Consider the following 22,729-nt stretch of genomic DNA (forward strand, 5'->3'; position numbering starts at 1 on the left):
TGATGATGAGCTGTTCCTTGCGCTCCTTCATGCTGGCGGTGCGGCTGTGGGTCTGGATGTAGTGGAGGATGTTGCCGAAGGTGTCGCCCTGGAGGCGGGGCTATTTTTCCAGCTCGGCCCAGAAGTCTTCCTTGCCCAAGCCCAGGATGCGCAGGCCGTTTTTGAGGATGAACTCCGGCACCGGGTCGATGTGCGTCTGGAAGGTAACCGGGCGGTTCAGGTCTTTGCGGGTCCAGTGCTCGTGGCCGCCTTTGGTGCGGGTACACTGGCAGCCGACGCGCTCCAGGAACGTCCGGTAATCCCGGATGGTCACGTTGCGGAGCGTTTTGATGGTCATCCGGCCAGCACGGGTAGCTCCACTTTCCGGTCATACTTCCGGAAATCCTTATGGTTTACGATGTCCTGCAGCTGGTCGTTTTGCCGGAGCAGGCGGCTGAACTCCGGGGCCTTGTAGGTGCGGCTGGTGGCCCGGCCGGCCATTTTCCAACCCAGGCGCAGCAGCTCGTCCTGCAAAGAACCCTTGTTACGGGTATAGCGCAGAAACTCCTGCAGCGTTTCGTCAAAGGAGGCGCGGGCTTCCTTGTCCGAGTGGCCATAGCCGAACATGTCCAGAGCGGGGGAGAAAATGACGTGCAGCTCCTCCTCACGGTACGAAAGCAGGGACAAGCCTACTTCCATCACTTTGCCGTCGGGGCTTTTCACGGTTCCCCGGTATTTAAGTTTTGCCACGGTGCAGTGAAAGGTTACAGGGCAAGTTAGTACTTGCCGCCGCGTGGAACAACAGGGTTAGAGTAGGGTTTCATTCCCCGGCGTTTGGAGCTGGTGGTAAAAAACGTGTCACGCTGAGCGCAGCGGAGTCGAGGCATCTCTCTCCCGCTTCGTCCGGCTCCCCTCTCTTTTGGCTTCGCGCCTCAGGCGAACCGGGGCTGGGGGTGAGGTTCGACAAAGCGGGAGAGATGCTTCGGCTTCGCGGACGCAAGATGAAGCATGACGTTCTGCATTGCGCATACTCTACGCCTCCACCTTCTCCTCACTCCCCAACTCGGCCAATATCCGTTTGGCCGCCTGCACACTCTTCACCTCGTCGATGCTGATGATGAGCTGTTCCTTGCGCTCCTTCATGCTCGCGGTGCGGCTGTGGGTCTGGATGTAGTTGAGGATGTTGCCGAACTGCTCGCCCTGGAAGTAGGCGGCGTTGTCGGTGGCGGGGATGTAGCCTTTGAGCAGGTTCTTCTTGAGCGTGAGCTTCTCGAAACCGGCCTGGCAGGCCTGCCAGCGCAGCTTCACGATGTCGGCGAGCTGCTCCACCTCGGCGGGCAGCGGGCCGAAGCGGTCCACCATGCCGGCAATGAGCTTGCGCAATTCCTCGGGGCCTTTGGCCCGGTCCAGCTTGCTGTAGAGCTGCAGGCGCTCCGACACGCTGCTCACGTAGGAGTCGGGAATCAGGATCTGCAGGTCGGTTTCGATGTTGCACTCCTTGGGGCCCTTGTTGCCCACGGCATCCTGGAGTCGTCCTGTCGTGTCGCCCAGGAACAGGTCGCGGAACTCGGTTTCCTTGAGCTCGGTCACGGCCTCGTCCAGAATCTGGTGGTAGGTTTCGTAGCCCAGGTCGTTGATGAAGCCCGACTGCTCGCCGCCGAGCAGGTTGCCGGCCCCGCGGATGTCGAGGTCGCGCATGGCCACGTTGAAGCCCGCGCCCAGGTCCGAGAATTCTTCGAGGGTGCTCAGGCGCTTGCGGGCGTCGGAGGGCAGGCCGGCTACGGGCGGGGTGAGCAGGTAGCAGTACGCCTTCTTGTTGGAGCGGCCCACGCGGCCCCGCATCTGGTGCAAATCACTTAGCCCGTGCAGGTGGGCGCGGTTGATGATGATGGTGTTGGCGTTCGGAATGTCGAGGCCCGACTCAATCAGGTTGGTGCTCACCAGCACGTCGTACTCGCCGTCGATGAACTTCATCATGCGCTTTTCGAGCTGGTCGCCCTCCATCTGCCCGTGAATGGTGGTGATGCGCGCGTCGGGCACCATGCGCAGGATCATCGCGCCCATCTCGTCGAGGTCCTTCACCCGGTTGTGCACGAAGAACACCTGCCCGCCGCGCTTCAGCTCCCGGGCCACGGCGTCGCGGATCAGGATTTCGTCGAATACGTGCAGCTCGGTCTGCACCGGCTGGCGGTTGGGCGGGGGCGTGGCAATGACGGATAGGTCGCGGGCGCCCATGAGCGAGAAGTGCAGGGTGCGCGGAATCGGCGTGGCCGACAGCGTCAGCGTGTCCACGTTCACCTTCAGCTCCTTGAGCTTGTCCTTGGTCTTGACCCCGAACTTCTGCTCCTCATCAATGATGAGCAAACCCAGGTCCTTGAACTTGATGTCCTTGTTGGTGAGGCGGTGGGTGCCGATGAGGATGTCGGTTTTGCCGTCGGCCACCCGGGCCAGGGTTTCCTTGATCTGCTTGGTGGTCTTGAAGCGGTTCACGTACTCCACCGTCACGGGCAGGTTGGCGAGCCGCTCGCGGAAGGTTTTGTAGTGCTGCATGGCCAGAATGGTGGTGGGCACCAGAATGGCGGCCTGCTTGCCGTCGGCCACGGCCTTGAAGGCGGCCCGGATGGCAATTTCGGTTTTGCCGAAGCCCACGTCCCCGCAGATCAGGCGGTCCATGGGGTGGGGCACTTCCATGTCGCGCTTCACGTCCTCGGTAGCCTTGGCCTGGTCGGGGGTGTCCTCGTAGATGAACGAGGATTCCAGCTCGGCCTGCATGAAGGAGTCGGGGGCGAAGGCGTGGCCGGGCGCGGTTTTGCGCTTGGCGTAGAGCCGGATCAGCTCGGCGGCAATGTCCTTGACCTTTTTCTTAACCGACTTCTTCTTGTTTTCCCACTCCGGCGAGCCCAGCTTGCTCATGGTCGGCGGCGTGCCCTCGGCCCCCGAGTACTTGGCAATCTTGTGCAGGGCGTGGATGCTGACGGTCAGCAAATCGTCGTCGCGGTACACCAGCCGGATGGCCTCCTGCAGGTGCCCGTTGATTTCGACCTGCGTCAGGCCGGCGAAGCGGGCAATGCCGTAGTCCTGGTGGGTCACGTAGTCGCCGGGGCTGAGCGTGCGCAGCTCCTTGAGCGTAAGCGCCTTTTTCTTGGAGAACTTCTTCGCTTCCTGGGCCCGGTAGAACCGCTCGAACAGCTGGTGGTCAGTGTACACCACGAGCTTCATCAAATCGTCCACGTAGCCTTCGCGCAACGCCACCAGCATGTGCTGGAAGGATACGTTGTTGTCCAGCTCGTCGAAGATAGTGCGCAGCCGGTCGGCCTGGCGCACCGAGTCGGCCCCGATAATGGTGACGTAGTTTTTGGTGGCGTTGTCGTGCAGGTTCTTCACCATGCGGTTGAAGTCCTTGTTGAACGAAGGCTGGGGTTTAGCCCCGAAGCTGAACTCCTCGGCCCCGGTCTTGAAGTGAAACCGCTTGCCGAACTCCACCACTGGGAAGTTCTCCAGCAGCTTGCGAAACGACTTGCCCGTCTCGAACAGCTGCTCGGGCTTGCTCACAATCTGCATCCCCGCCGCCCCCGCCAGCAGCTCCTGAAAGCCCGCGTCGGCCTTCTCGAACGACTCCGTCACGATGTCGATGGTCTGGCGCACGTCCTTGATCCACACGGCCGTGTGCCGGGGCATGAAGTCCAGAAAGGCCTCCCGGGTTTCCTGGAGCAGCTTGGTCTGCACGTTGGGAATGATGCTGATCTGCTGCTTCTGCTCCACCGAAAGCTGGGTTTCGGGATTAAACGTGCGGATAGTCTCCACCTCGTCGCCGAACAGCTCGATGCGGTAGGGCAGCTCATTAGCGTAGGAAAAGATGTCGACGATGCCGCCGCGCACGGCAAACTGCCCGGCCTCGTACACGAAGTCGGTCCGCTCGAAGTCGTACTCGGCCAGCATGTCGCTGATGAAGTTCACGTCGAGCTTCTCGCCCACCTTCACCAGAAAGGTGTTTGCCACCAGGCTCTTGCGGTTGATAACCTTCTCGAACAGCGCCTCAGGATAGGTAATGATCAGCTCCCCGGTCTTGGGCTTGGAGTTCAGGCGGTTGAGCACCTCGGCGCGCATGAGCACGTTGGCGTTTTCCGTCTCGTCGAAGTGGTAGGGGCGCTTGTAGGAGCTCGGGAACAGCAACGGGTCCTGCTCGGGCAGCAGGTGCTGGAGGTCGGCCAGGAAGTAGCCGGCCTCGTCCTTGTCGTGGAGCACGAACAAATGGTGCTGGTCCGGAAACAAGCCGTGCATAGCGGCCGCCACCACCGCGTCCTGGCTGCCGACGAGGCCGCGCAGGTGCAGGCGGGGCAGGGGCCCGGCGGGCGCGGCTTCGGCGGCGGGGCGCAGGGAGTGGCGCGTGGCCGGGTTCAGGCGGCCCGCTACGGTGAGTACGGTCGGGTCGAGGCGGTAGAGCTGGAGGAAATCGGTGACCTTCAAAACGCGGAAAGGCTAGGAGGGAGGCAAAAGGGAGAAGCCCGGCCGGCAGTATTTCCGGTCGGGCATAACGAATAAGGAGTGGGTAAGCAATACCGCCCGCAAGGTCCGAAAGTTTCCCCGGCCCGCCGAATGCTTGTGTTACGCTTGTGTTTCCTGTACATTAGTCGTCATTCTGCGGTATATCCCGCAGTTTGCCCTACTCTTCTCCTGTTGCGATGGACCCCACCCGTAACCCCGCCGCGGATACCGATTTTGATTTTGACGCCTGGGTGCGTTGGCAGCACCTCACCCACGCCTGGCACAGTGTAAGTGCGGCCCGGCGCAAAGCGACCCGCCACATTGCTCCGGTCTCCGCTGCTGTCCCGCCTGCCCCCGAAGAGGCTGCCCTGCTGCCAGTGCCTAACTAGCGGCGCGCCGCGTACCTTCGCCCTTTGGTGTATCTGCAGTAAAGACTATTCGTGCGCGGTTCTTCTCACCTGGCCATCGGCCTTATTACCGGCGTGGCCGTGGGCGGCCTCATAGCCGGGGTGCCTTTTTCTCCCGCCGGCATTGCCCTGGCGGGCTTCTCGGCCCTGGCCCCCGACCTCGACCATCCCAGCTCCCGCCTGAGCAAGCGCTTGAGCTTCTCCCAGAATTACGTGCGGTGGGCTTTTGCTATCGTAGCGCTGGGGCTGGCTGGCTACACGCACTACATGCTCCCACTGGGGCCCGAGCGGCGCATGGGCTTCACGGCGGCGCTGGCCTTCGGCTTGATCGGAGTGTCGTTGCAAGGCGGCTCGGCCCGTAAGCTGGCCCTGATGTTTACCGGCATCTGCACGGTGCTGGCCGGGCTCTACTTCGGGTATCTGTGGCTGAGTCTGTTGGGTACTTTTGTGGCCCTGGCACCCTACACCTCCCACCGCACCTGGACGCACACTATCTGGGCCGCCGCCCTCTGGACCTACATCGGCTACCTGGCCAATAACACGCTTGGCTGGCACGGCGTGGCCCACTTTGCCGGTGCGGGCTACGTTTCCCACCTCCTCGCCGATTCGCTGACCAAGGCCGGCGTCAAGTGGTTTATGCCCTTGTCGGACTACGCTTTCAAGCTACCCTTGATCCGGACGGGCTCTGCTGCCGGCAACATGCTGGAGGTCGGTATATGCCTGGGCTACGCGGCCCTGGTGCTCGTGCTCATCGTGAGCCGGATGAACTTCTGAGGCCTGCACACTACAAGCCCACCAGTTAGTTCTACCATGCCCCGACTGCGGTTGAGTGCGCCGGAAAAGTGTGTCGCCCATGAGAAGCTTACAAAAAAAATTGTGTTATTTAGAAGAAATGGGTGGGTAGAAAATTTTATTTCAAACAAGCCCGAGCACAGTTATTTGTTTGCTGAAATTGAACTATAACGATAAGGTAATAGATAAATAGGGATAAATGACAGAATTTAGAACAAGTGGACGAGAGTACAATTCCACTACAATCGGTGATGGCTGCAAGGGCGTGCAGCGCTAGCGCCAATAGAAAAGTTGCACTACTGTCATTAAGCTAGTAGCTTCGTCGTCACTCGACTAATGTCGATGAAATTGCACTGTGTAAACAGTACTGTAAAATATATTTTCACTAATATTGTTGTTAAATATTCGTAGCTTCATGGAGGGGAGACAGAATTGGATATAGGATTTTATATGTGTTGAAAACTGCCACTCACCATCGGGGCTCCTACATTGGAGGTTTTTAAACAAACTGGACTTTGCCGTCTTTGCTATCACATAATCATGTAGCAGCTGCTAAGTACTGGTCGTGCGAAGGCTAACCGACGAAATCAGGTCCGTATATTGGATCATAGTTACCTTAGCACCCACAAATGCCACTCTCTCTCTTACCTACCCTGATTGCACACCCCTCGCATTAAAGCTTTTTTGTATGAACCAGATGAATAGCCCACTGATAAGGATAGGCGTCTTCTACGACGGTAATTATTTCCTTAAGATCAGTGATTACTACTACTTTCAGCACGAGCGCAAGGCCCGTATCAGCCTAGAAGGCCTGCACGAGTATATCCGGCACCAGGTCGCTGAAGAAGAAGATGTAGACGTCCGCCTGAGTCAGATTACGGATTCGCACTTCTTCCGGGGCCGCCTCTCGGCTACCGAAGCCCGCGACAAAGACCGGCTTTTTCATGACCGCCTCCTCGATGACATTCTGATGAACCTGGGCGTTGCCACGCACTACATGCCGCTCAAAACGCGGGATGGACGGCTGCAGGAAAAAGGCATCGATGTCTGGTTGGCACTCGAAGCCCTGGAGCTGGCCCTGCACAAGAGCTTCGACGTTATCGTGCTCATCGCCGGCGACTCTGACTATGTACCCCTCATCAAGAAGCTCAACACCATCGGTACCCGTGTGATGCTGCTGAACTGGGACTTCAAGTATGTTGACTTCAAAGGCGAAAACCGCGTAACCCGCGCTTCGCAGCTATTGTTGGAGCACGTCACTTACCCGGTGGCCATGCACGAGGTTATCGATAATGGCCTTTCCAGCAGCGACGAGCTGATCGAGAGTCTGTTCGTGAGCCAGCCCGAGCCCGTAGCCTTTCCTTCCGTGAAGCCGATTCGCCCTTCGGGCCCGACGGCGGCTGGGCCGGTTGGTACGGTGGGCATTAGCACCATCAAAAACCTCAAGAACGGCTTTGGCTTCGTCGTGATGCCGCCAAACAACCTGTTTTTCAGCTACGCTGATATGGCCGAAGGCGACTTCAACGACCTGGCCGAGGGCGACTGGGTTGAGTTCACGGTGGGCCGCAACCACCGCGACGAAGACTGTGCCCGCAACGTGCGCAAAGTGCAGCCGCCCCAGGAAGGCGACGAGTACGAAGAGCACGAGCAGCACGAATCAGCTTCCTCTGACCTGGTGTAGGCCTCCCGCCTGACGACAGGTTACCTGAAAAAGCCGGATGCCCCACTGTTGGGAGCATCCGGCTTTCGTGTTTTGTAGTGCGGGTCGCTGCTGCTCTGGCGCACGGGGCTAGATATCGGCCGGAGCATCATCGGCATCGGGAAACAGCAGGCGGTGAAAGTCGCGCTTATCGGCCGGGTAGCGGTTGAAGGTGCCCATGCCCCGGGCTACCACCAGCTCGCGGGTGAGGCAGCTGATTTCGGCGCTGCTGACTATCAATGTCTTGCCCGAGTGGTCGACGCGGGCCCGCGCCACCAGGTAGTCGTTGAGCCGGACGGGGTGCAGGTAGTTGATCTTAAACTCGACCGTCGATACCAGCTCTCCGCTTTGGAAGGAAAGCGTGAGGGCCGCCGCGCCCAGCGCTGAATCCATGAGTCCGGCAATGACGCCGCCGTGGCAGGTGCCGGGCGAGGAGAGGTGCTCGGGCCGAACGGTCATGCTGTACTCGACCTGGCCGGGCGTGGCCACCGTGAGCTGCATGCCATTGGTGCGGCCGTAGTGGTTTATTTGGTTGTAGATGCCTACTAGCGTGGCAACGTCAAAGGATTGCTCCATAGAAAAAAGAGGCTGGACTGAGAAGCACTGGATATTGGCTGAAAAGTTAGGTTTCTTTACCCAATAACCCCACCGCCATGTCTGCCGCGCCTCTTTCCTTCGCCGATTTTTACCCGCGCTACCTGCGTGAGCACAGGAAGCGGGGTACGCGGGTGCTGCATTTTATCGGCACCACGCTATTCCTGGCAGCGGCCATACTCGCCCTTCTCTGGCAGCGGCCGGGCTTGCTGGCCGTGGGCATCGTGGCCGCCTACGGCTGTGCCTGGATTGGCCACTTCTTTGTGGAGCACAACCGGCCTGCCACGTTTCAGCATCCCTGGTTTTCGCTGCTCGGCGACTTCCGCCTGTATTTCGACCTGCTGCGCGGCCGGGAGCGTTTCTGACGTGCTGCCGCTGCGCCTGGTTTTTTACGCCTATCACCTGCAGCCACCAGCTGGTGCGGAAGTGGGCGGTGCTACAACTCTTTGCGCATGAGGAAGTGCGGAATACTGCCGAACAGCGTGTGCGACGAAGCCACAAGGTGGTAGCCCTGGCGCTGATAGAAGGCCACCGCCGACTCGCGGGCGTGCAGCACACACTCGGTGAGGCCCAACTGGCGGGCTGCCTGCTCCAGATAGTCCAGCAGCTGCCGCCCCACGCCCTGGCCCTGATACGTCGGATCGACGGCCATGTAGCGCACCTGGGCCTGGCCGGGAGCTGCCGGATGCAGGCGGGCCACCCCGGCTACCTGGCCATCGGGCGCGGTGAACAGGGCGTGAATGGTGGCCGGATGGTCGTCGTCGTCGGCACGCTCGGAGCCGGGCGGCTGCTGCCAGGGCTGGCGCAATACTTGGTAGCGCAGCTGGTAGTAGGCCGCAAAGTCGGTGGGGGAGTGGGGCGGGCGAACGGGCATAGCGCAAGGTACGCAACGAATAGCGCCGGGGAAGGCTGAAAATCTGCGCGGGTTGCGCCCGGCATTTGGTACTTTTGCCCTTCGCTCCCGTACGCATACGTCTACTCGTAGCCGTCGGCTCATCTGTGAGGCCAGTACCCCGCATGCGGCGCACACCATCTACCCCAACCCAACGCATATGCCTTCTTTCGACATCGTCAGCAAAGTAGACCCCCAAACTCTGGAAAACGCGGTGAATACCGCCATTAAGGAACTGCAGACGCGCTACGACCTGCGCGATACCAAGGGTGGTATCGAACTGGACAAGAAAGCCAATACCATCCAGCTCAGCTCCGAGAACTCTATGCGGGTGAAGGCGCTGGAGGATATTCTGCTGGGCCGGGTAGTGAAGCAGGGACTCGACGGAACCTGCCTCGACTTTTCGGCCGATGAGCAGGCGTCCGGGTCCTTGGTCAAAAAAACGGTGAAGGTGCGCGCCGGCATCGATAAGGATACGAGCCGCAAGATCATGAAGCTCATCAAGGACAGCAAAATCAAAGTTGATGCCCAGGGTCAGGATGAGCAGGTGCGGGTATCGGCCAAGAAAATCGATGACCTCCAGCAGATCATTGCCTTATTGCGGCAGAACGCCACCGACATTGGGCAGCCCCTGCAGTTCGTAAACATGAAATAAGCCGGCCCCGACAAGCTGGTTTTACTCAGCTTTGCTGGCCGCTCGCTCATTCCCGATTTCTCATCTTTACCCCCAGCTCTGTGTTCGATATTTCTGCCTTTTCCAGTCCGCAAACATGGATCAGTTTGCTCACGCTGACGTTCATGGAAATCGTGCTGGGCATTGACAACATCATCTTCATTTCCATCGTCGTCAACCGGCTGCCGCGCGAACAGCACAAGCGAGGCCGCACCATTGGCCTGATGCTGGCCTTGCTGTTCCGCATCGGGCTGTTGCTCAGTATTTCCTGGATTGTGAGCCTGAAAGAGCCGCTATTCACGCTGAATTTGCCCTTCCTGGAGCCCAATTTCGGTATATCGGGCCGGGACATTATTCTGCTGCTGGGGGGCTTGTTTCTGCTGGGCAAGAGCACCACTGAAATTCATACCAAGCTGCAAGGCGAAGAAGATGGCGGCGGCACCGGCAAGTACGACAGTCTGCTGCGCGTCATCGTGCAGATCATCATCATCGATATCGTCTTCTCCTTCGATTCCATTCTGACCGCCGTGGGCCTGGTCGATAACGTCCTGGTGATGATTCTGGCCGTTATTCTGGCTATGGGCGTCATGCTGGCTTTCTCGGGCTACATTGCCGACTTCGTCAACAAAAACCCGACAATCAAAATGCTGGCGCTGTCGTTCCTGATTATGATCGGTATTATGCTGGTAATGGAGGCTTTCCACAAGGAGATTCCGAAGGGCTACGTTTACTTCGCCATGTTCTTCTCCCTGCTCGTGGAAACCCTCAATATGCGCCTGCGCAAGAAGACGACCCCCGTACATCTGCGCGACTCTCAGTTCGACTAAACAAGTCCGATGGCTGGCCGCCAAAACGGCCAATGCTAGTAAAAAAAGCCTGCTTCCACTATCGGAAGCAGGCTTTTTTGTGGGTTCTTCGGGCCGCCCAGTTACTTTCAAAGCACAATGATGGCTACCAGCGCTCCGACCACCGTGGCTATGAGGGCGACATTGACGCGGGCGGCGTCGCTGAGCAATTGCCCCTGGGTGAGCCCGGCTAGCAGGAGCAGCAGGCCGGTAAGGACGAATAAGGTATGGTACCTGAACAGCACCGCTACCTCGGTGCCATCGGGTAGGCGCGCACTCCGGATAAAGCCAAAAAGCCGGGATACGTGCACGTATAGGGGCGAGGTAGTTAGCTCCTGCGGCGTCCGGAAGCGGCCCTCGCTAGTCACGATGGTATAGATGTCGTCGCGGGCATCATAGACGACTGCTCCACTGGTGAAAGTGGCTGTCGCTTCATGTTGAAATCCGTAGTAATCGAGCACTACCAGCACTGCCAGCAGCAGCAGCACCTTGCCCCAAAGTCTGATCGGAGCCTGATAGGGCCGAAAGTCGATGGCCGTAGCGCGCTGCCGCTGAAACGGGGCCCGCGCCTGGGGCCGCGGCGACACGGGCGGTAGTGGACTAGCTAGTACCGCCCGGCGCGGCGGGTTTCGAGTAGCCCAGAGCAGCGCATCGTAGCCCTGTCGCCGGGTGGGGTTGCTCAATACATCGTAGGCCTCGTTCACGACCAGAAACTGCTGGTGAGCCTGTGGGTCGGTGGTGCGGTCGGGGTGGGTGCGCAACACCAGCCGGCGGTAGGCTCGTCGAATCTCGTCGGCAGTAGCCTGCTCCCCTACGCCCAGCGCCTGGTAATGAGTGCGCATCATCAGGCGGGGCCGCCCGCCGTGGTCAGGATTTCAGCCAGCGCGGCCAGCTGGCTCTGTACGCGTTGGGTGGCCAGCTCCAGAATGCGGCGGTTCAACTCGGAGCGATGCTGCCGGTAAAAATCCTGCTCTGCCCGTGTGAACAGCCCCATGATGCTGCCTATAATGGTGTAGCGGAGCTTCACGTTGCGGCCCAGCAGTTCGGCCACCGTGCGGTGCTGCTCGGTCGCGTCGCGGGCAATGAAAGCCATGTGGTGTTCCTGTATAAAATCAGCCACTATGGTCAGCAGCAGCTCATTTTGCAGCTTAAGCACGGGCCGTAGCGTACGGTGCTGAAAGTCACCGGTGGTTGAGTCCGGCTCAGTCGGTAGCGGGGTTGTCAGGTGCGGGCGCAGGGCCAGTAGGGCTTCGTCGGGAGATGCGGACGTCATCATAGAAGGACAGGAGATAGTAAAGAACCGAAAAACCCGCCCGGCGCGGGGCCAGACGGGTTTTGTATACGCACGTAGCAAGAAGCAGGACTTAGTGCTGCACCATTACCTTTTTGGTAATTGTGCCTTCTGAGGTAGTCAGGCGCACCACGTAGATGCCGTTGGCCAGCTCGGTGGTGCTCAGGCGAATTCCTTCGGCCTGAATACGCGCCGCCGAAGCCGAGGCCGTCAGAACGGTGCGGCCGAGCAGCGTCAGCAGCTCCACCTTCACTGGCACAGAGCTGCTTACCTGCGTGCGCACGGTCAGCTGATTCTGAGCCGGGTTAGGATACACCTCTACCAGCTTTTCGTTCAGGGCTTTCTGCGTGCTTAGCACAGTTGGCAGCTGGAAGCCGGCGGCGTTGTCGGTGAGCGAGCTGCTGCTGCCCTGCACAGCGTTTGCGCCCATGCCCCGACGGGCAAATACCTGCCAGATCAGAGCGGAGTTAGCGGCCCCGTTGTTAATGGTATCGGCCTTTAGGATGGCGTTGCGGCCGTCCAGGAAGCCGGGACTGCACTTCTGCAGCTTGCAGCCGTCGAGCACCAGTTGCAGCGCAATGTTGTTGCCGCCGGTAGCCGCCGTCAGATCATTATTGTAGCCGTGGCGGTTGATGAGAGCCCAGTTCAGGTCCCACAGGGTGGAGGCCCATACATACCCGATGCTGTGTACCGCCGTGTAGCCCGTAGTGCCCACCAAGCCATACGTGGCCGGGTTGACGCTCATATCGGTGCTGTAGCGGGTAGGCCGGATGCCCCGGCCGGTAACGGGCTCGGAAGAAGCATAGGTGCCGATGCCCCGGCCGGTAGTGCCCACATCGCCGGGTTTAGTTGTCATCCACAGGCCAAAAAAGTCGCTCCAGCCTTCCCCCATCTGCTCGGCATTGCCGAGGCAGCTGGAGTTACCGGGGCCGCCAGTGAGGCGGATAGAGATGCCGTGGCCGTATTCGTGGGCAATAATGCCGTTGTCGAAGTCGCCGTCACGGTAGTACACAACTCCGGAAGCCGAAATCGATACCGTCTGGCCTCCGCGCGCGGCTGTTTTCAACCGCTCACCGTCCGCCTTCGTGACGAACACCGACGGAATACGCAGGCCCACAGTATCGGGAGCAGTACCGCTCATACGGATCAGCGTGGTAGTGTTCGGGACGCTGTCCATCATGATAACCATGCGGGCACCGGCATCTTGCGCATTCTTGATTTTACTGGCGAAGCCGCATTTGCCCCGCTCAATCAGCGCGATGCTGCCATTCACTGCGGCTGCATTCACCAGCGGTACGTTGCAGCCCCGCTCCGGCTTCGCCGAGCCATCATTTACCACCACCAGGTTGGCCGTGATGGGGCCGGTTGCCTGGAGCTTGCGGCCCAGTGAGCTTTCCAGCGCCGTTAGCGGGCCCGCCAGGGTAGCCGGTGCCGTTACGTTAATGGTCAGCTCCGACTTTTCCCACAGGTACATCTGCATGCGGGGAGCGGTGCCATCTACTGGGGCCGAGAAATTGGCGTTGTTCAGGTTTGGTACCGGCAACGCAGCACCATCCTGGGCCTCAGCCCGCACGGCGTCGTTGGCCAGGCCGGCGGTGCCGTAGTTTTTCAGCTGGAAATTCCCGCTCGCCTCGTTGAAGCCTTTCAGGCCCATTACGTCGTGAATCAGGTTGTTCCAGTAGAACAGATTCACCACGGCCGCGTTGAGGTTGCTGATGGGCAATGCCGCCTGAACCGCGTTGAAGGGGAAGTCAAATTCCAGGTTTGCCCCGCCGTCGGGGCTTACGCTGGTACCGGCCGTGTACACGTTCCGGTTCGAGCGGTCGTCGTAGGCGTGCACGTTGTTGCCGCGCGTGATGGTAAACTCCGCGCCGGCTACTCCATCGGTATCGTGCCAGCCGAAGGGCGAGGCCACGGCATTAGCCGGGTTCACTACCACTGCGCGGTTGCCATGGCTGGGGCTTTCTATCGTGAGGGGCCACACATTGTAGCTATTGGCTACGCTGGGGCGGCTACCCGTGCCGGTAGCAGGCTGGGCGCGCGCGGCGGCGGCCATCTGCGCCACCGGCTGCGTCAGCGCTGATATACCGAAGCTCTCACTGATCGTGTAATCGGTTTTATCGAGGAGTGCTCCATTGGCCGCATCCACGCGGGCGTTCCAGTAGTGCTCAGCCGATAGGGGAGCTATGGTCACGTCCCACACCAGGCGCAACGAACCATCGGGCAGGGGCAAATACATCAGCTTTACCTGAATGTTGTCCAGCGAGATACCACCATCGTTGAACTCGATTCCTTCGGCGGCCGCGCCGGCTTTCACCACCCGTAAGCTGCGCGGGGCGGGCATATTCAGGCCTCGGGCTGCTGCCGCTACGGCTTGCTCAGCCGTGAGGGTAGGAGCGGCAGTGCGGGCTATTTCCGTGACGTTGGGCAAGAAGCTGCTGTGCAGGCTGGCCAGCTTTCCGGCGCGGTCCACGTGCACGTCGGCTACGGCACCATATATTTCGACGCCTTGGTGGCGCTGGCGCAGATAACTATGCGTCACGCCGTTGTGCGCATCCGTGTACTGGCTCGTAACCGCCGGGTTCAGGAGGTCGGCCTCACTGAGACCCAAGCGGCTGCGCTGGGCGGTGAGTTGGCTAAGCGCCCGGTTGGATTGAGGACTCTGAGCCGAAGCCAGGGCTGGAATAGCCAATAAAGCGGCGGCGGCTAGTGCCCGTACCGCAGACGTAGTAGAAGTTGACTTCATAGAAAGAGGTTGGAGAAAAAAGGAAAAAGCTGCCAGATGTTACCAATCTTCTCAGCTTATGCTCAAATCTACACAGGTTTCGTTATAAAACCTTGCCTTCTGTTGTCAACTCTACTAGTTTAGCTGTTTTTGCCCACTGGAAGGAGTATTGGGGTATAAATGCTCAAATACTGTACTATTTATCAGCCCCTCGCCGTTTCCAGCTTGCTGATAAAGTCCCACAATACGACCCCCGCCGCTACCGATACATTCAACGAGTGTTTGGTTCCAAACTGCGGAATCTCCACCGCCGCGTCGCACAGGGCCAGCACCTCATCATCCACCCCGAATACTTCGTTGCCCATCACCAGCGCGTAGGGCTGGCCCGGTGCGGGCCGGAAGGCGGGCAGCAGCTGGCTGTCGTCGGTTTGCTCCACGGCCACCACCACGTAGCCGGCCGCTTTCAACTGCTGAATAGCCTCTACCGTGGTGGCCGCGTATTCCCACGCTACCGACTCGGTGCTGCCCAGGGCCGTCTTGGTGATTTCGCGCTGGGGCGGGCGGCCCGTGATGCCGCAGAGCCAGATTTTTTCGATGGCAAACGCGTCGGCGGTGCGGAAGGCGGAGCCCACGTTGTGCAGGCTGCGCACATTGTCGAGCACCAGGGTCAGGGGGAATTTTTGCGTACTTTTGAAGTCTGCCACCGAGAGCCGGTTCAGCTCTTCCATTGTTCTTTTGCGCATTGCCGACAAGGTATTTTGCCCAAAGGTAGCCCACCCCGCCCGTTGTGCCGCCGGCGTGGAACCGGGGCGGCGGCGACGGTTGTTGGCAGGTGTTTTTGTATTCACCGCTCACGCGCTTCCGGGTGCGTTCTATTCTCTTATCGAATATCCTTTGCGTACTGCCTCCACTCCGAAGAAGCCGGTGCCTATGCACGGCACGCTGGGGCCTGCCCCGGTGATTGATACGCCGCTGATGAAGCAGTATTATCAGCTCAAAGAGCAGCACCCCGGCGCGTTGCTGCTGTTCCGCGTCGGCGACTTCTACGAAACCTTCGGCGAGGATGCCGTGACCAGCTCCCGCATCCTGGATATCACGCTCACCAAGCGCGGGGCCGGCACCGCCTCCGAAACTCCGCTGGCCGGCTTCCCCCACCACGCCCTCGATACGTACCTGCCCAAGCTGGTGCGGGCCGGGCAGCGCGTCGCCATCTGCGACCAGCTCGAAGACCCCAAACAGGCCAAAGGTCTCGTCAAGCGTGGTATCACGGAGCTGGTTACGCCTGGCGTGTCGTTCAATGACAACGTGCTGGAGCGCCGCTCCAACAACTATCTGGCCGCTGTGCACTTCGGCAAGCAGGAGGCCGGCATTGCCTTCCTCGATATTAGCACCGGCGAGTTTCTGGTGGCCCAGGGCGACCATAACTACCTGGGCAAGCTGCTGCAGAATTTCTCGCCGGCCGAAGTACTGTTTTGCAAAAAGAGCCGCCAGGAGTTTGAGCAGCACTACGGCCCCGACTATTGCCACTATGCCTTGGACGAGTGGGTTTTTGGGGCCGACTACACCTACGAAACCCTGACGCGCCATTTCAACACGGCCTCGCTCAAAGGCTTTGGCATCGACGGGCTGCGCGAAGGCATCACGGCGGCGGGCTGCATCATGCACTACCTGGCCGAAACCAAGCACACCGATATTGGCCACATTGCCAGCATCGGGCGGCTGGAAGAGGATAAATACGTGTGGCTCGACCGGTTCACGGTCCGCAACCTGGAGTTGGTCCACGCCCAGCATCCCGGCGGCGTGCCGCTGATTGATATTCTGGACCAAACCGTGACGCCGATGGGCGCGCGCCTGCTACGCAAATGGGTGGTGCTGCCCCTCAAGGAGCCCGTCCAGATTCAGCGCCGCCTCGATACGGTGGAAGGCCTGCTCGATAACCCCGAATTGCTGGGCGAACTGGTGCAGCAGCTCAAGCAGATCAACGACCTGGAGCGCCTGATTTCTAAGGTGGCCGTGCGCCGTATCAATCCCCGGGAGTTGATTCAGCTGAGCCGGGCGCTAGACGCCGTCGGCCCGATCCGGGAGCTGCTGGCGGCTTCCGGCATGCGGGCCTTGCAGAAGCTGGCCGACCAGCTTAATCCCTGCGAAACGCTGCGGGAGGAAATCAAGACCAAAATCCGCCCCGACGCGCCCATTCTTACCAACCAGGGCAACGTGCTGAACGAAGGCATCGACGCGGAGTTGGATGAGCTGCGCAGCATTGCCTTTTCGGGCAAAGACTACCTGTTTCAACTCCAGCAGCGCGAAATTCAGAACACGGGTATTTCGTCGCTGAAAGTGGCTTACAACCGGGTTTTTGGTTACTATCTCGAAGTTACGAACTCCCACAAAGACAAGGTGCCCGCCACCTGGATTCGGAAGCAGACGCTGGTGAATGCGGAGCGCTACATTACGGAGGAGCTGAAAACCTACGAGGAAAAAATTCTGCACGCCGAGGAGCGCCTGTTCGTCATCGAGCAGAATCTGTATAACGAGCTGGTGCTGTCGGCCCTGGATTTCGTACCCCAGATTCAGCAGAATGCCCGCGCCATCGGCATCCTCGACTGCCTGGCCTCGTTTGCCGCCACGGCCCGGCAGCAGCGCTACGTGAAGCCGGTCGTAAACGACTCGACCCTGCTCGATATCCGCGCCGGCCGCCACCCCGTGATTGAGCGGCAGCTGCCCCCCGGCGAGTCCTACATTCCTAACGACATTCGTCTCGACCAGGACGACCAGCAAATCGTGGTCATCACTGGCCCCAACATGGCCGGCAAATCGGCGCTGCTACGCCAAACGGCCCTGATTGTGCTGCTGGCCCAAATCGGCTCCTTCGTGCCCGCCGACGCGGCCACCATCGGCGTCATCGACAAGATTTTCACCCGCGTAGGCGCTTCCGACAACCTCAGCAAGGGCGAAAGTACCTTCATGGTGGAAATGACCGAAACGGCCAGCATCCTCAACAACTTGTCGGATAGAAGCCTGGTGCTGATGGACGAAATCGGGCGCGGCACCAGCACCTACGACGGTATCAGCATTGCCTGGGCCATTGTAGAGCACCTGCACAACAACCCCAGGGCGCGGGCCAAAACGCTGTTTGCGACGCACTACCACGAGCTGAACCAGCTGGCCGACGACTGCCCGCGCGTGCGCAACTACAACGTAGCGGTGCGCGAGGCCGATGGCCGCATCCTTTTCATGCGCAAGCTGGTAGAAGGCGGCTCCGAGCACAGCTTCGGTATTCATGTGGCGCGCATGGCGGGTATGCCCACTGCCGTGGTGCTGCGGGCCAACGAAATCATGCACCATTTGGAGCAGGAGCGCGCTTCTACGGGTCTGGAAGGCGGGCCTACTGCGTTCGATGACGTGCTGGCCGGCCTGGAAAATACGCCCAACTCTCCGCCCGCTGCCGCTGCGCGCCGGGGCCCGGTGGCGCAGCCCGCCGCCGCCGTTGCCACCGCGCCCCGGCCCAGCCTGCAGCTCAGTATGTTCGAGCCCGTCGACCCGGCTTTGGAGCGCATCCGGGAGCTGCTCGCGCACTTGGATGTGAACACGCTTACGCCAATCGAAGCCCTGCTAAAGCTGAATGAGCTGAAGCTGATCTTGGGTGCCAAAAACAAATAGTGCGACCTTATTGAGGTCTTAAGGCAGTGGTTTTTGAAAATAATGTGCTTGAAAATGAGCTAGAAGCGCTTTTTCAAGCCGTAATTCGGAGGAAATATTTGGGGTAGGGCTTGCCTGAAAGAAAAACGGTAGTACCTTTGTCACACCAAAACGCCACTACGGTGGCTGACTCAAGCGAGAGTAGCTCAGTTGGTAGAGCGCGACCTTGCCAAGGTCGAGGTCGCGAGTTCGAACCTCGTCTCCCGCTCAAAAAAAAGGATGTTGCCCCCGCAGCATCCTTTTTTTACTTTAGTGCAGGTTGTTGCACTCGCCGGAGTGGTGGAACTGGTAGACACGAGGGACTTAAAATCCCTTGCTTTCACGAGCGTACGGGTTCGATTCCCGTCTCTGGTACAGAGTAAGCCTCTTTGCAGCTAGCGAAGGGGCTTTTTTGCGTCTTAAATACTACTGTTGGGGTAGAGCGCAACCGTTTCACCAGGTCACTAGCCAAAGTCACCGGCTTCGCTAGCAAGGCTACTGCTTCAGGGCAAATCAGCTGGCCTGAATAGAGGATTGTGAATAGCTTTGGAATCCAATGATTCATGACTGGTCCGTAACGAAAAGCCCCGGCGCGTTGCGCACCGGGGCTTTTCGTTTCTAGGGGATACAGGTGTTCGGGCGGAAAAACCAGCCGGAATACCAGAGGCTCTACAAGCTGCGGATTTTGAAGCTGCTATAGTATACTACGCCGCTATAATCGCTCATCTTTATATTCTTGCCCGTTATTGTAAAGGAGTCTCCGGTGGTTGATCCGATAACTTCTATGGTCTCATCGTTCGCACCAGACTCCGTGCTGTACCAGTACCGGAGACTTAGGGATACCTCGTCGGCGGCTAGCTTACTTAGGTAATACCCACCACGGACTACCTTGTATTTTTTGCCGCCCTGGGGCTTTTCGCCAAAGGCGAACGAGCAGCTGAACCCCTGCGCGGTACCGCTCAAATCACTCGTGTAAATCGAGTACTGGCAGCCGTCGGGGCGGAAGTTGTAGCCGCTGGTCATTTCAAAGTTCCTGAACTCGGGCGTAGTGGCATCCTTGGTAGTGCTATACTCATTCTTGGCATCCCGTATCGGCCGCTGCGTGACGTCGCACAAGGTGCCGGTGGTAAAGCTTACTTGGTCGCCGTAGGTTACGGCCCCGGTTTTGGCCTGGGCGAAGGCCTTGACGTAGTACTGCTTGGTTTGCTCTGGTAACGAGACGAAGTAGGAAAATTCACTGTCGCTACCAGAATCAGAAAGTGTGTATACGTCCGAAGACGAGGCGCCCAGCATGGGGTTCGGCTTTTGACTAAGCAGGAAGCCCCGGTTCTTCAGCTCCGGCGTGCCGGTTACAATAGCTTTTAACTCCGCGTCGAGCGGGAGGCTAAGAACCGGGGCCAGCGTTTTTACGACGGTTGGCGTCGGCTGGGCCACGAAGCTGACCGGTCCCCGCGTGAAGATGGGGCCGTTCTGGGTGCCATCAAACAGCGTAAACTCGTTGTCGTTCAGGTAGGCAATGACGCCCCGCAGGTTGTCATACCGGGTTTCCAACTCTCCGTAAGAAATGCCGACTTTCTGTAGCTCCGTCGGGAAGGCGCAGATGGTACAGTTGGAAAGCGGGCCAATGTAGGCGTTCGAAACGGCCCGGCTTACCTTGGAGCTCAGGTCCGTAAACTGCGCCTGGGCCTTGGCCCGCTGCCGAAACCAGCCCGCCCACAGCTCATACACCGTGTACATTTCGGACTGGTTGCCCTGCACGCCCTCGTGCACTACCTTTTTGGTGATGTCCGGTACCAGCAGCTGGATGCTATAGCCCTGCTTGTTGTTTTTGCAGATCCAGCCGCCGGAGAAATCATAAAAAACCTGGCTGCTTTCCCAGGGCCCTATGAAATTATCGGCTACCACGCGCCAGCGGCCAATGCCGGCCTTTACTGAGGTGAGCTTGGTACCACTAGCCGTCAGTACGGTGCCGTTTTCGGTTGCCACGGCCAGGTCTTCCTCGTGGCTGCTGAACTCTAGGTCGGTCTTGCCATTGACGACTTTGGGCGTGAGCCGGTACACGAGCCCGCGCACGGGGAGCGACTCCAGGCCGTTGGCGTTGAAGTACACCGGGAAGCGTCCCCAGCCCAGGTTCACACTGATAATTCCGGCCTTGCGGCCCGCCAGCAGCGAGTTGGTAGGCGAAACGACAATGACGTTGCCCTGGCCCCGCAAGGTGGTCTGGCCTACTTTGCAGGAAACGGTATAGGTGCCATCGGCCGGATAGTTAGCAGCTATGTTTCGAGCCTCCGTTAGCTCTTTATCGACGCCCCCGGAGTGGAAAATCAGCGTGTAGGGCAGCTTCAGCTTTTGCCCGAGCCGGTTGAGGATAGTCGGCTGCAAAATTTCGCTCTTTTCCTTGTTAAGCGTTATCAGAGGGCTGTCAAAGCTGACTGATACCGCATCAGCTGCTTTGGGCAGGTAGGACGCGGCTTGCACGTCCACCACGATGGATACCTTGTGACTCTTAGCATCCGTGGCGGTAATGACGGCGCTGCCATCGGCTTTGGCTTCTACGGCTCCCGCGGACGAAACGGCGGCTATCTGCGGATTGCTGCTGGTATATACCAGGCCTTGCGGCGTGGTGTCGCCGGGCGTGGCCGTCAGCTGACTAACCGTAATAGCAGTGTTTTCTCCCGGCGCCAGCAGCAAGGACGGCGTCGATGGATGGAGCAGTACTTCAGTCGCGGCCAGGCTCATTTTGCCAATGGCACCGGGCTTTTCAGGGGCGGGGGTGTTGGTAACGCTGGCCTCATCTTTTTTGCAGGACACTACTCCGCTCATGAGCAGCGCTATAAAGACGAGTGTCCTGGCTAGTTGCTTGGTAGAAAAAGGTGTCATGCAGTAGGCTTAAAGGTTTGAAAGTCAGGGATTTTGGTTGGCGAGGCAGCCGGCTTGGGTGCTGGGTGGTAGTTGGCTTTCCCAGCAGCTGAAGCAAAATAGACAGCAGCTCTTATGCGCTGACCGGTCGATTTAGTGGCTGCTCCAGCTTTCAAAGCTATGCCCCCGGTAGGCTCCCGACAATACCCACTTCTGGGTATTTTTTGAGGATACCGGGGCTAGCGGTTTGTTTGGCAGAGTCGGCGCGGCTTTGTTTGGCAGGTAACAGCTCTGGCGAGGCTCCCGGGCTAAGCAGCGCTAAGTAGGTCGGAGGAATTAGTACTCTACGCTACTAAAAAATGAGGGCATAAGAACGGAGCCGAGCGGCCTTTGGAGTTCCTGCACAGCCAAACCCGTTCCGCCCCGTGAAGCAACGTCTCAGTGCCAAAATGTCGACTGTTTTACAGCACCTGTCCGTGGTGCGTAATCTGGCCTGCCAAAAGTTTGTCAGCCAGTTTCTTATTGCCCTGCTCAAAAGCCGCAACGTGCAGTTCGTTCTGCGAAGTGGCTCAGCACCTGAACGACGCCGTGAAACCGGCTTCGAACGAGACCCGGATTCAAGATTTTTTCCGCGAAACCGACCTTAACTACTTCCTCTTGGCCCACTTGCTGCTCAGCTCACTGCCCGCTCAGGGCAAGCTGCGCTTGTGCCTGGACCGTACCGAGTGGGATTTTGGGCAGTGCCAGGCCAATAGCCTGCTCATCGCTTTTGGCCGCAGGCAGTTTCAACTGCCGCTCTACTGGGAACTGCCCGACAACCGTAGCGGTAATTCCAACGCCGCCGACCGCATCGCCCTGCTACAAGTCTGTGTGCAGGTCTTAGGCAAGGACCGCATCGGGCTGGTGCTGAGCGACCGTGAATTTGTGCGGCATAAGTGGATCAAGTGGCTCAAGGACAATGAGTTGAATTTTGCCAGGCGGCTGCCCAAACACCACCTGCTGACCTACCCCAACGGCCGCCGGCAAGCCGTGGCCGATCTGGGCCTGGCCGTGGGCCAGGTCCGCCGCTTTGCTCACTGCTAGGTGGATGGGGTCTGGGGCCAGCTGTGGGGCAAAGCGCTGGCCGACAATGCGTTTCTCTTCCTCTTTGCGACGGCTGGTTTGCGCCGGCTCAACCAGCTCTACGCAAAACGCTGGACCATTGAGCAGTGCTTTCAGAACCTGAAGGGGCGCGGATTCAACCTGGAGGCCAGTCACTTGTGCTGCCCGCAGAAGCTACGCAAGCTCGTGGCCCTGGTCAGCCTGGCCTACGCCTTTTGTCTGATTGTGGGCACGGTGGCACCCGAGAAAATCAAGCCCATTGCCCGCAAAAATCATGGCTACCTGGCCATGAGCCGCAGCCGCCACGGACTCAACATCCTGCGCCAACTTGCCCGGCCCCAGACGCCTGCCGATGAACCACTCGCCCGCACAATACTCGCCCTGCTCAACTGGTTTGTTCGACAAATTAGTGATTAGCAAACTACTAAAATAGTAGGTTAGAATAAGGAATTAGTTTGCACTAAGCGTTTGATTTGGGGTATGAGCCGCGTGAACATCCCGATTTTGGATGAATTGGCGCACGCCCGCTGTAGCTCACGCTACTCTCCCCAGAGCTGTTATAGGTGGGGAGTACCATGCCCGTTAACGCCCTTCCCCTACCGTCAGTAGGCGGTCGGTCGGGTGCAAACAAAACAAGGCAAAGCCGAATACCATACCTTTGAAGCAGGCGTTTGGTAGGGTGGCGCGCGTTTCGTTTCTGCCACCGTCG

At 59.1% G+C, this 22,729-nt stretch carries 19 protein-coding genes and 2 tRNA genes; 11 read left to right on the forward strand and 10 right to left on the reverse strand.

Annotated features, from left to right (window positions below; genetic code table 11):
* Positions 1-100: 100 nt before the first annotated feature.
* The 3 genes from E5J99_RS06315 to mfd form a co-directional block, all read right to left on the reverse strand.
* The gene (locus E5J99_RS06315; protein WP_135496880.1) at positions 101-337 is read right to left on the reverse strand and encodes a type II toxin-antitoxin system HicA family toxin; all 237 of its coding nucleotides are present in this window, start codon (positions 335-337) and stop codon (positions 101-103) included.
* Positions 334-729, reverse strand: coding sequence for a hypothetical protein (locus tag E5J99_RS06320; RefSeq protein ID WP_135496881.1), 396 nt, complete (start codon positions 727-729; stop codon positions 334-336). Before E5J99_RS06320 ends, E5J99_RS06315 begins: the two co-directional genes overlap by 4 nt.
* A 282-nt stretch (positions 730-1,011) precedes the next feature.
* Positions 1,012-4,446: a transcription-repair coupling factor gene (gene mfd / locus E5J99_RS06325; RefSeq protein WP_135496882.1), complete on the reverse strand. Its 3,435-nt coding sequence runs from the start codon at positions 4,444-4,446 to the stop codon at positions 1,012-1,014.
* A 191-nt stretch (positions 4,447-4,637) separates the two neighbouring features.
* Here mfd and E5J99_RS06330 point away from each other — a divergent pair, with 191 nt between their 5' ends.
* The 3 genes from E5J99_RS06330 to E5J99_RS06340 all read left to right on the forward strand — a co-directional run bounded on the left by E5J99_RS06330 (position 4,638) and on the right by E5J99_RS06340 (position 7,344).
* Positions 4,638-4,853, forward strand: a complete 216-nt coding sequence (locus E5J99_RS06330; RefSeq protein WP_135496883.1) for a hypothetical protein — start codon at positions 4,638-4,640, stop codon at positions 4,851-4,853.
* A 51-nt stretch (positions 4,854-4,904) separates the two neighbouring features.
* Positions 4,905-5,645, forward strand: a complete 741-nt coding sequence (locus E5J99_RS06335; protein WP_135496884.1) for a metal-dependent hydrolase — start codon at positions 4,905-4,907, stop codon at positions 5,643-5,645.
* 706 nt (positions 5,646-6,351) lie between these two features.
* Positions 6,352-7,344, forward strand: coding sequence for an NYN domain-containing protein (locus E5J99_RS06340; protein ID WP_135496885.1), 993 nt, complete (start codon positions 6,352-6,354; stop codon positions 7,342-7,344).
* Positions 7,345-7,452: 108 nt separating this feature from the next.
* Here the strand turns inward: E5J99_RS06340 and E5J99_RS06345 are convergent, their stop codons facing one another.
* On the reverse strand, positions 7,453-7,938 hold the full coding sequence (locus tag E5J99_RS06345) for a PaaI family thioesterase (protein ID WP_135496886.1): 486 nt from the start codon (positions 7,936-7,938) through the stop codon (positions 7,453-7,455).
* Positions 7,939-8,015: 77 nt separating this feature from the next.
* Here E5J99_RS06345 and E5J99_RS06350 point away from each other — a divergent pair, with 77 nt between their 5' ends.
* Positions 8,016-8,321: a DUF962 domain-containing protein gene (locus E5J99_RS06350; protein WP_135496887.1), complete on the forward strand. Its 306-nt coding sequence runs from the start codon at positions 8,016-8,018 to the stop codon at positions 8,319-8,321.
* A gap of 71 nt (positions 8,322-8,392) precedes the next feature.
* Here E5J99_RS06350 and E5J99_RS06355 read toward each other — a convergent pair whose 3' ends face one another.
* Positions 8,393-8,830, reverse strand: a complete 438-nt coding sequence (locus E5J99_RS06355) for a GNAT family N-acetyltransferase (RefSeq protein WP_135496888.1) — start codon at positions 8,828-8,830, stop codon at positions 8,393-8,395.
* Positions 8,831-9,008: 178 nt separating this feature from the next.
* Here E5J99_RS06355 and E5J99_RS06360 point away from each other — a divergent pair, with 178 nt between their 5' ends.
* Both E5J99_RS06360 and E5J99_RS06365 read left to right on the forward strand, forming a co-directional pair.
* Positions 9,009-9,503, forward strand: a complete 495-nt coding sequence (locus E5J99_RS06360; protein WP_135496889.1) for a YajQ family cyclic di-GMP-binding protein — start codon at positions 9,009-9,011, stop codon at positions 9,501-9,503.
* A gap of 80 nt (positions 9,504-9,583) precedes the next feature.
* Positions 9,584-10,348 carry a TerC family protein gene (locus E5J99_RS06365; RefSeq protein WP_245318743.1) on the forward strand — a complete coding sequence of 255 codons (765 nt, stop codon included), beginning with the start codon at positions 9,584-9,586 and terminating at the stop codon, positions 10,346-10,348.
* A gap of 107 nt (positions 10,349-10,455) precedes the next feature.
* Here the strand turns inward: E5J99_RS06365 and E5J99_RS06370 are convergent, their stop codons facing one another.
* The 4 genes from E5J99_RS06370 to E5J99_RS06385 form a co-directional block, all read right to left on the reverse strand.
* A complete protein-coding gene (locus tag E5J99_RS06370) occupies positions 10,456-11,211 on the reverse strand; it encodes a J domain-containing protein (RefSeq protein ID WP_135496890.1) in 756 nt (251 codons plus the stop codon).
* Positions 11,211-11,642 carry a hypothetical protein gene (locus E5J99_RS06375; protein ID WP_135496891.1) on the reverse strand — a complete coding sequence of 144 codons (432 nt, stop codon included), beginning with the start codon at positions 11,640-11,642 and terminating at the stop codon, positions 11,211-11,213. Before E5J99_RS06375 ends, E5J99_RS06370 begins: the two co-directional genes overlap by 1 nt.
* 88 nt (positions 11,643-11,730) lie before the next feature.
* Entirely contained in the window at positions 11,731-14,403 is a 2,673-nt protein-coding gene (locus tag E5J99_RS06380; RefSeq protein WP_135496892.1) for a T9SS-dependent M36 family metallopeptidase, read from the reverse strand.
* A 182-nt stretch (positions 14,404-14,585) separates the two neighbouring features.
* Complete coding sequence (locus E5J99_RS06385) at positions 14,586-15,125, reverse strand: RNA methyltransferase (protein ID WP_135496893.1); 540 nt, start codon at positions 15,123-15,125, stop codon at positions 14,586-14,588.
* A 187-nt stretch (positions 15,126-15,312) separates the two neighbouring features.
* Between E5J99_RS06385 and mutS the strand changes: the two genes are divergently transcribed.
* The 3 genes from mutS (at position 15,313) to E5J99_RS06400 (ending at position 18,435) form a co-directional block, all read left to right on the forward strand.
* A complete protein-coding gene (mutS, locus tag E5J99_RS06390; protein ID WP_135496936.1) occupies positions 15,313-18,042 on the forward strand; it encodes a DNA mismatch repair protein MutS in 2,730 nt (909 codons plus the stop codon).
* A gap of 174 nt (positions 18,043-18,216) precedes the next feature.
* Positions 18,217-18,289 (forward strand) — tRNA-Gly (locus E5J99_RS06395).
* 62 nt (positions 18,290-18,351) lie between these two features.
* Positions 18,352-18,435, forward strand: a tRNA-Leu gene (locus E5J99_RS06400).
* 294 nt (positions 18,436-18,729) lie between these two features.
* Here E5J99_RS06400 and E5J99_RS06405 read toward each other — a convergent pair.
* Positions 18,730-20,940, reverse strand: coding sequence for an Ig-like domain-containing protein (locus E5J99_RS06405; RefSeq protein ID WP_135496894.1), 2,211 nt, complete (start codon positions 20,938-20,940; stop codon positions 18,730-18,732).
* A gap of 543 nt (positions 20,941-21,483) precedes the next feature.
* Between E5J99_RS06405 and E5J99_RS06410 the strand changes: the two genes are divergently transcribed.
* The gene (locus E5J99_RS06410; RefSeq protein WP_135496895.1) at positions 21,484-22,002 is read left to right on the forward strand and encodes a hypothetical protein; all 519 of its coding nucleotides are present in this window, start codon (positions 21,484-21,486) and stop codon (positions 22,000-22,002) included.
* Positions 22,003-22,437: a transposase gene (locus E5J99_RS06415; protein WP_135496896.1), complete on the forward strand. Its 435-nt coding sequence runs from the start codon at positions 22,003-22,005 to the stop codon at positions 22,435-22,437. It abuts the gene before it with no gap.
* Positions 22,438-22,729 lie beyond the last annotated feature (292 nt).

This window comes from Hymenobacter elongatus, assembly GCF_004745955.1.
In the GTDB taxonomy this organism is placed as follows: Bacteria; Bacteroidota; Bacteroidia; order Cytophagales; family Hymenobacteraceae; genus Hymenobacter; species Hymenobacter elongatus.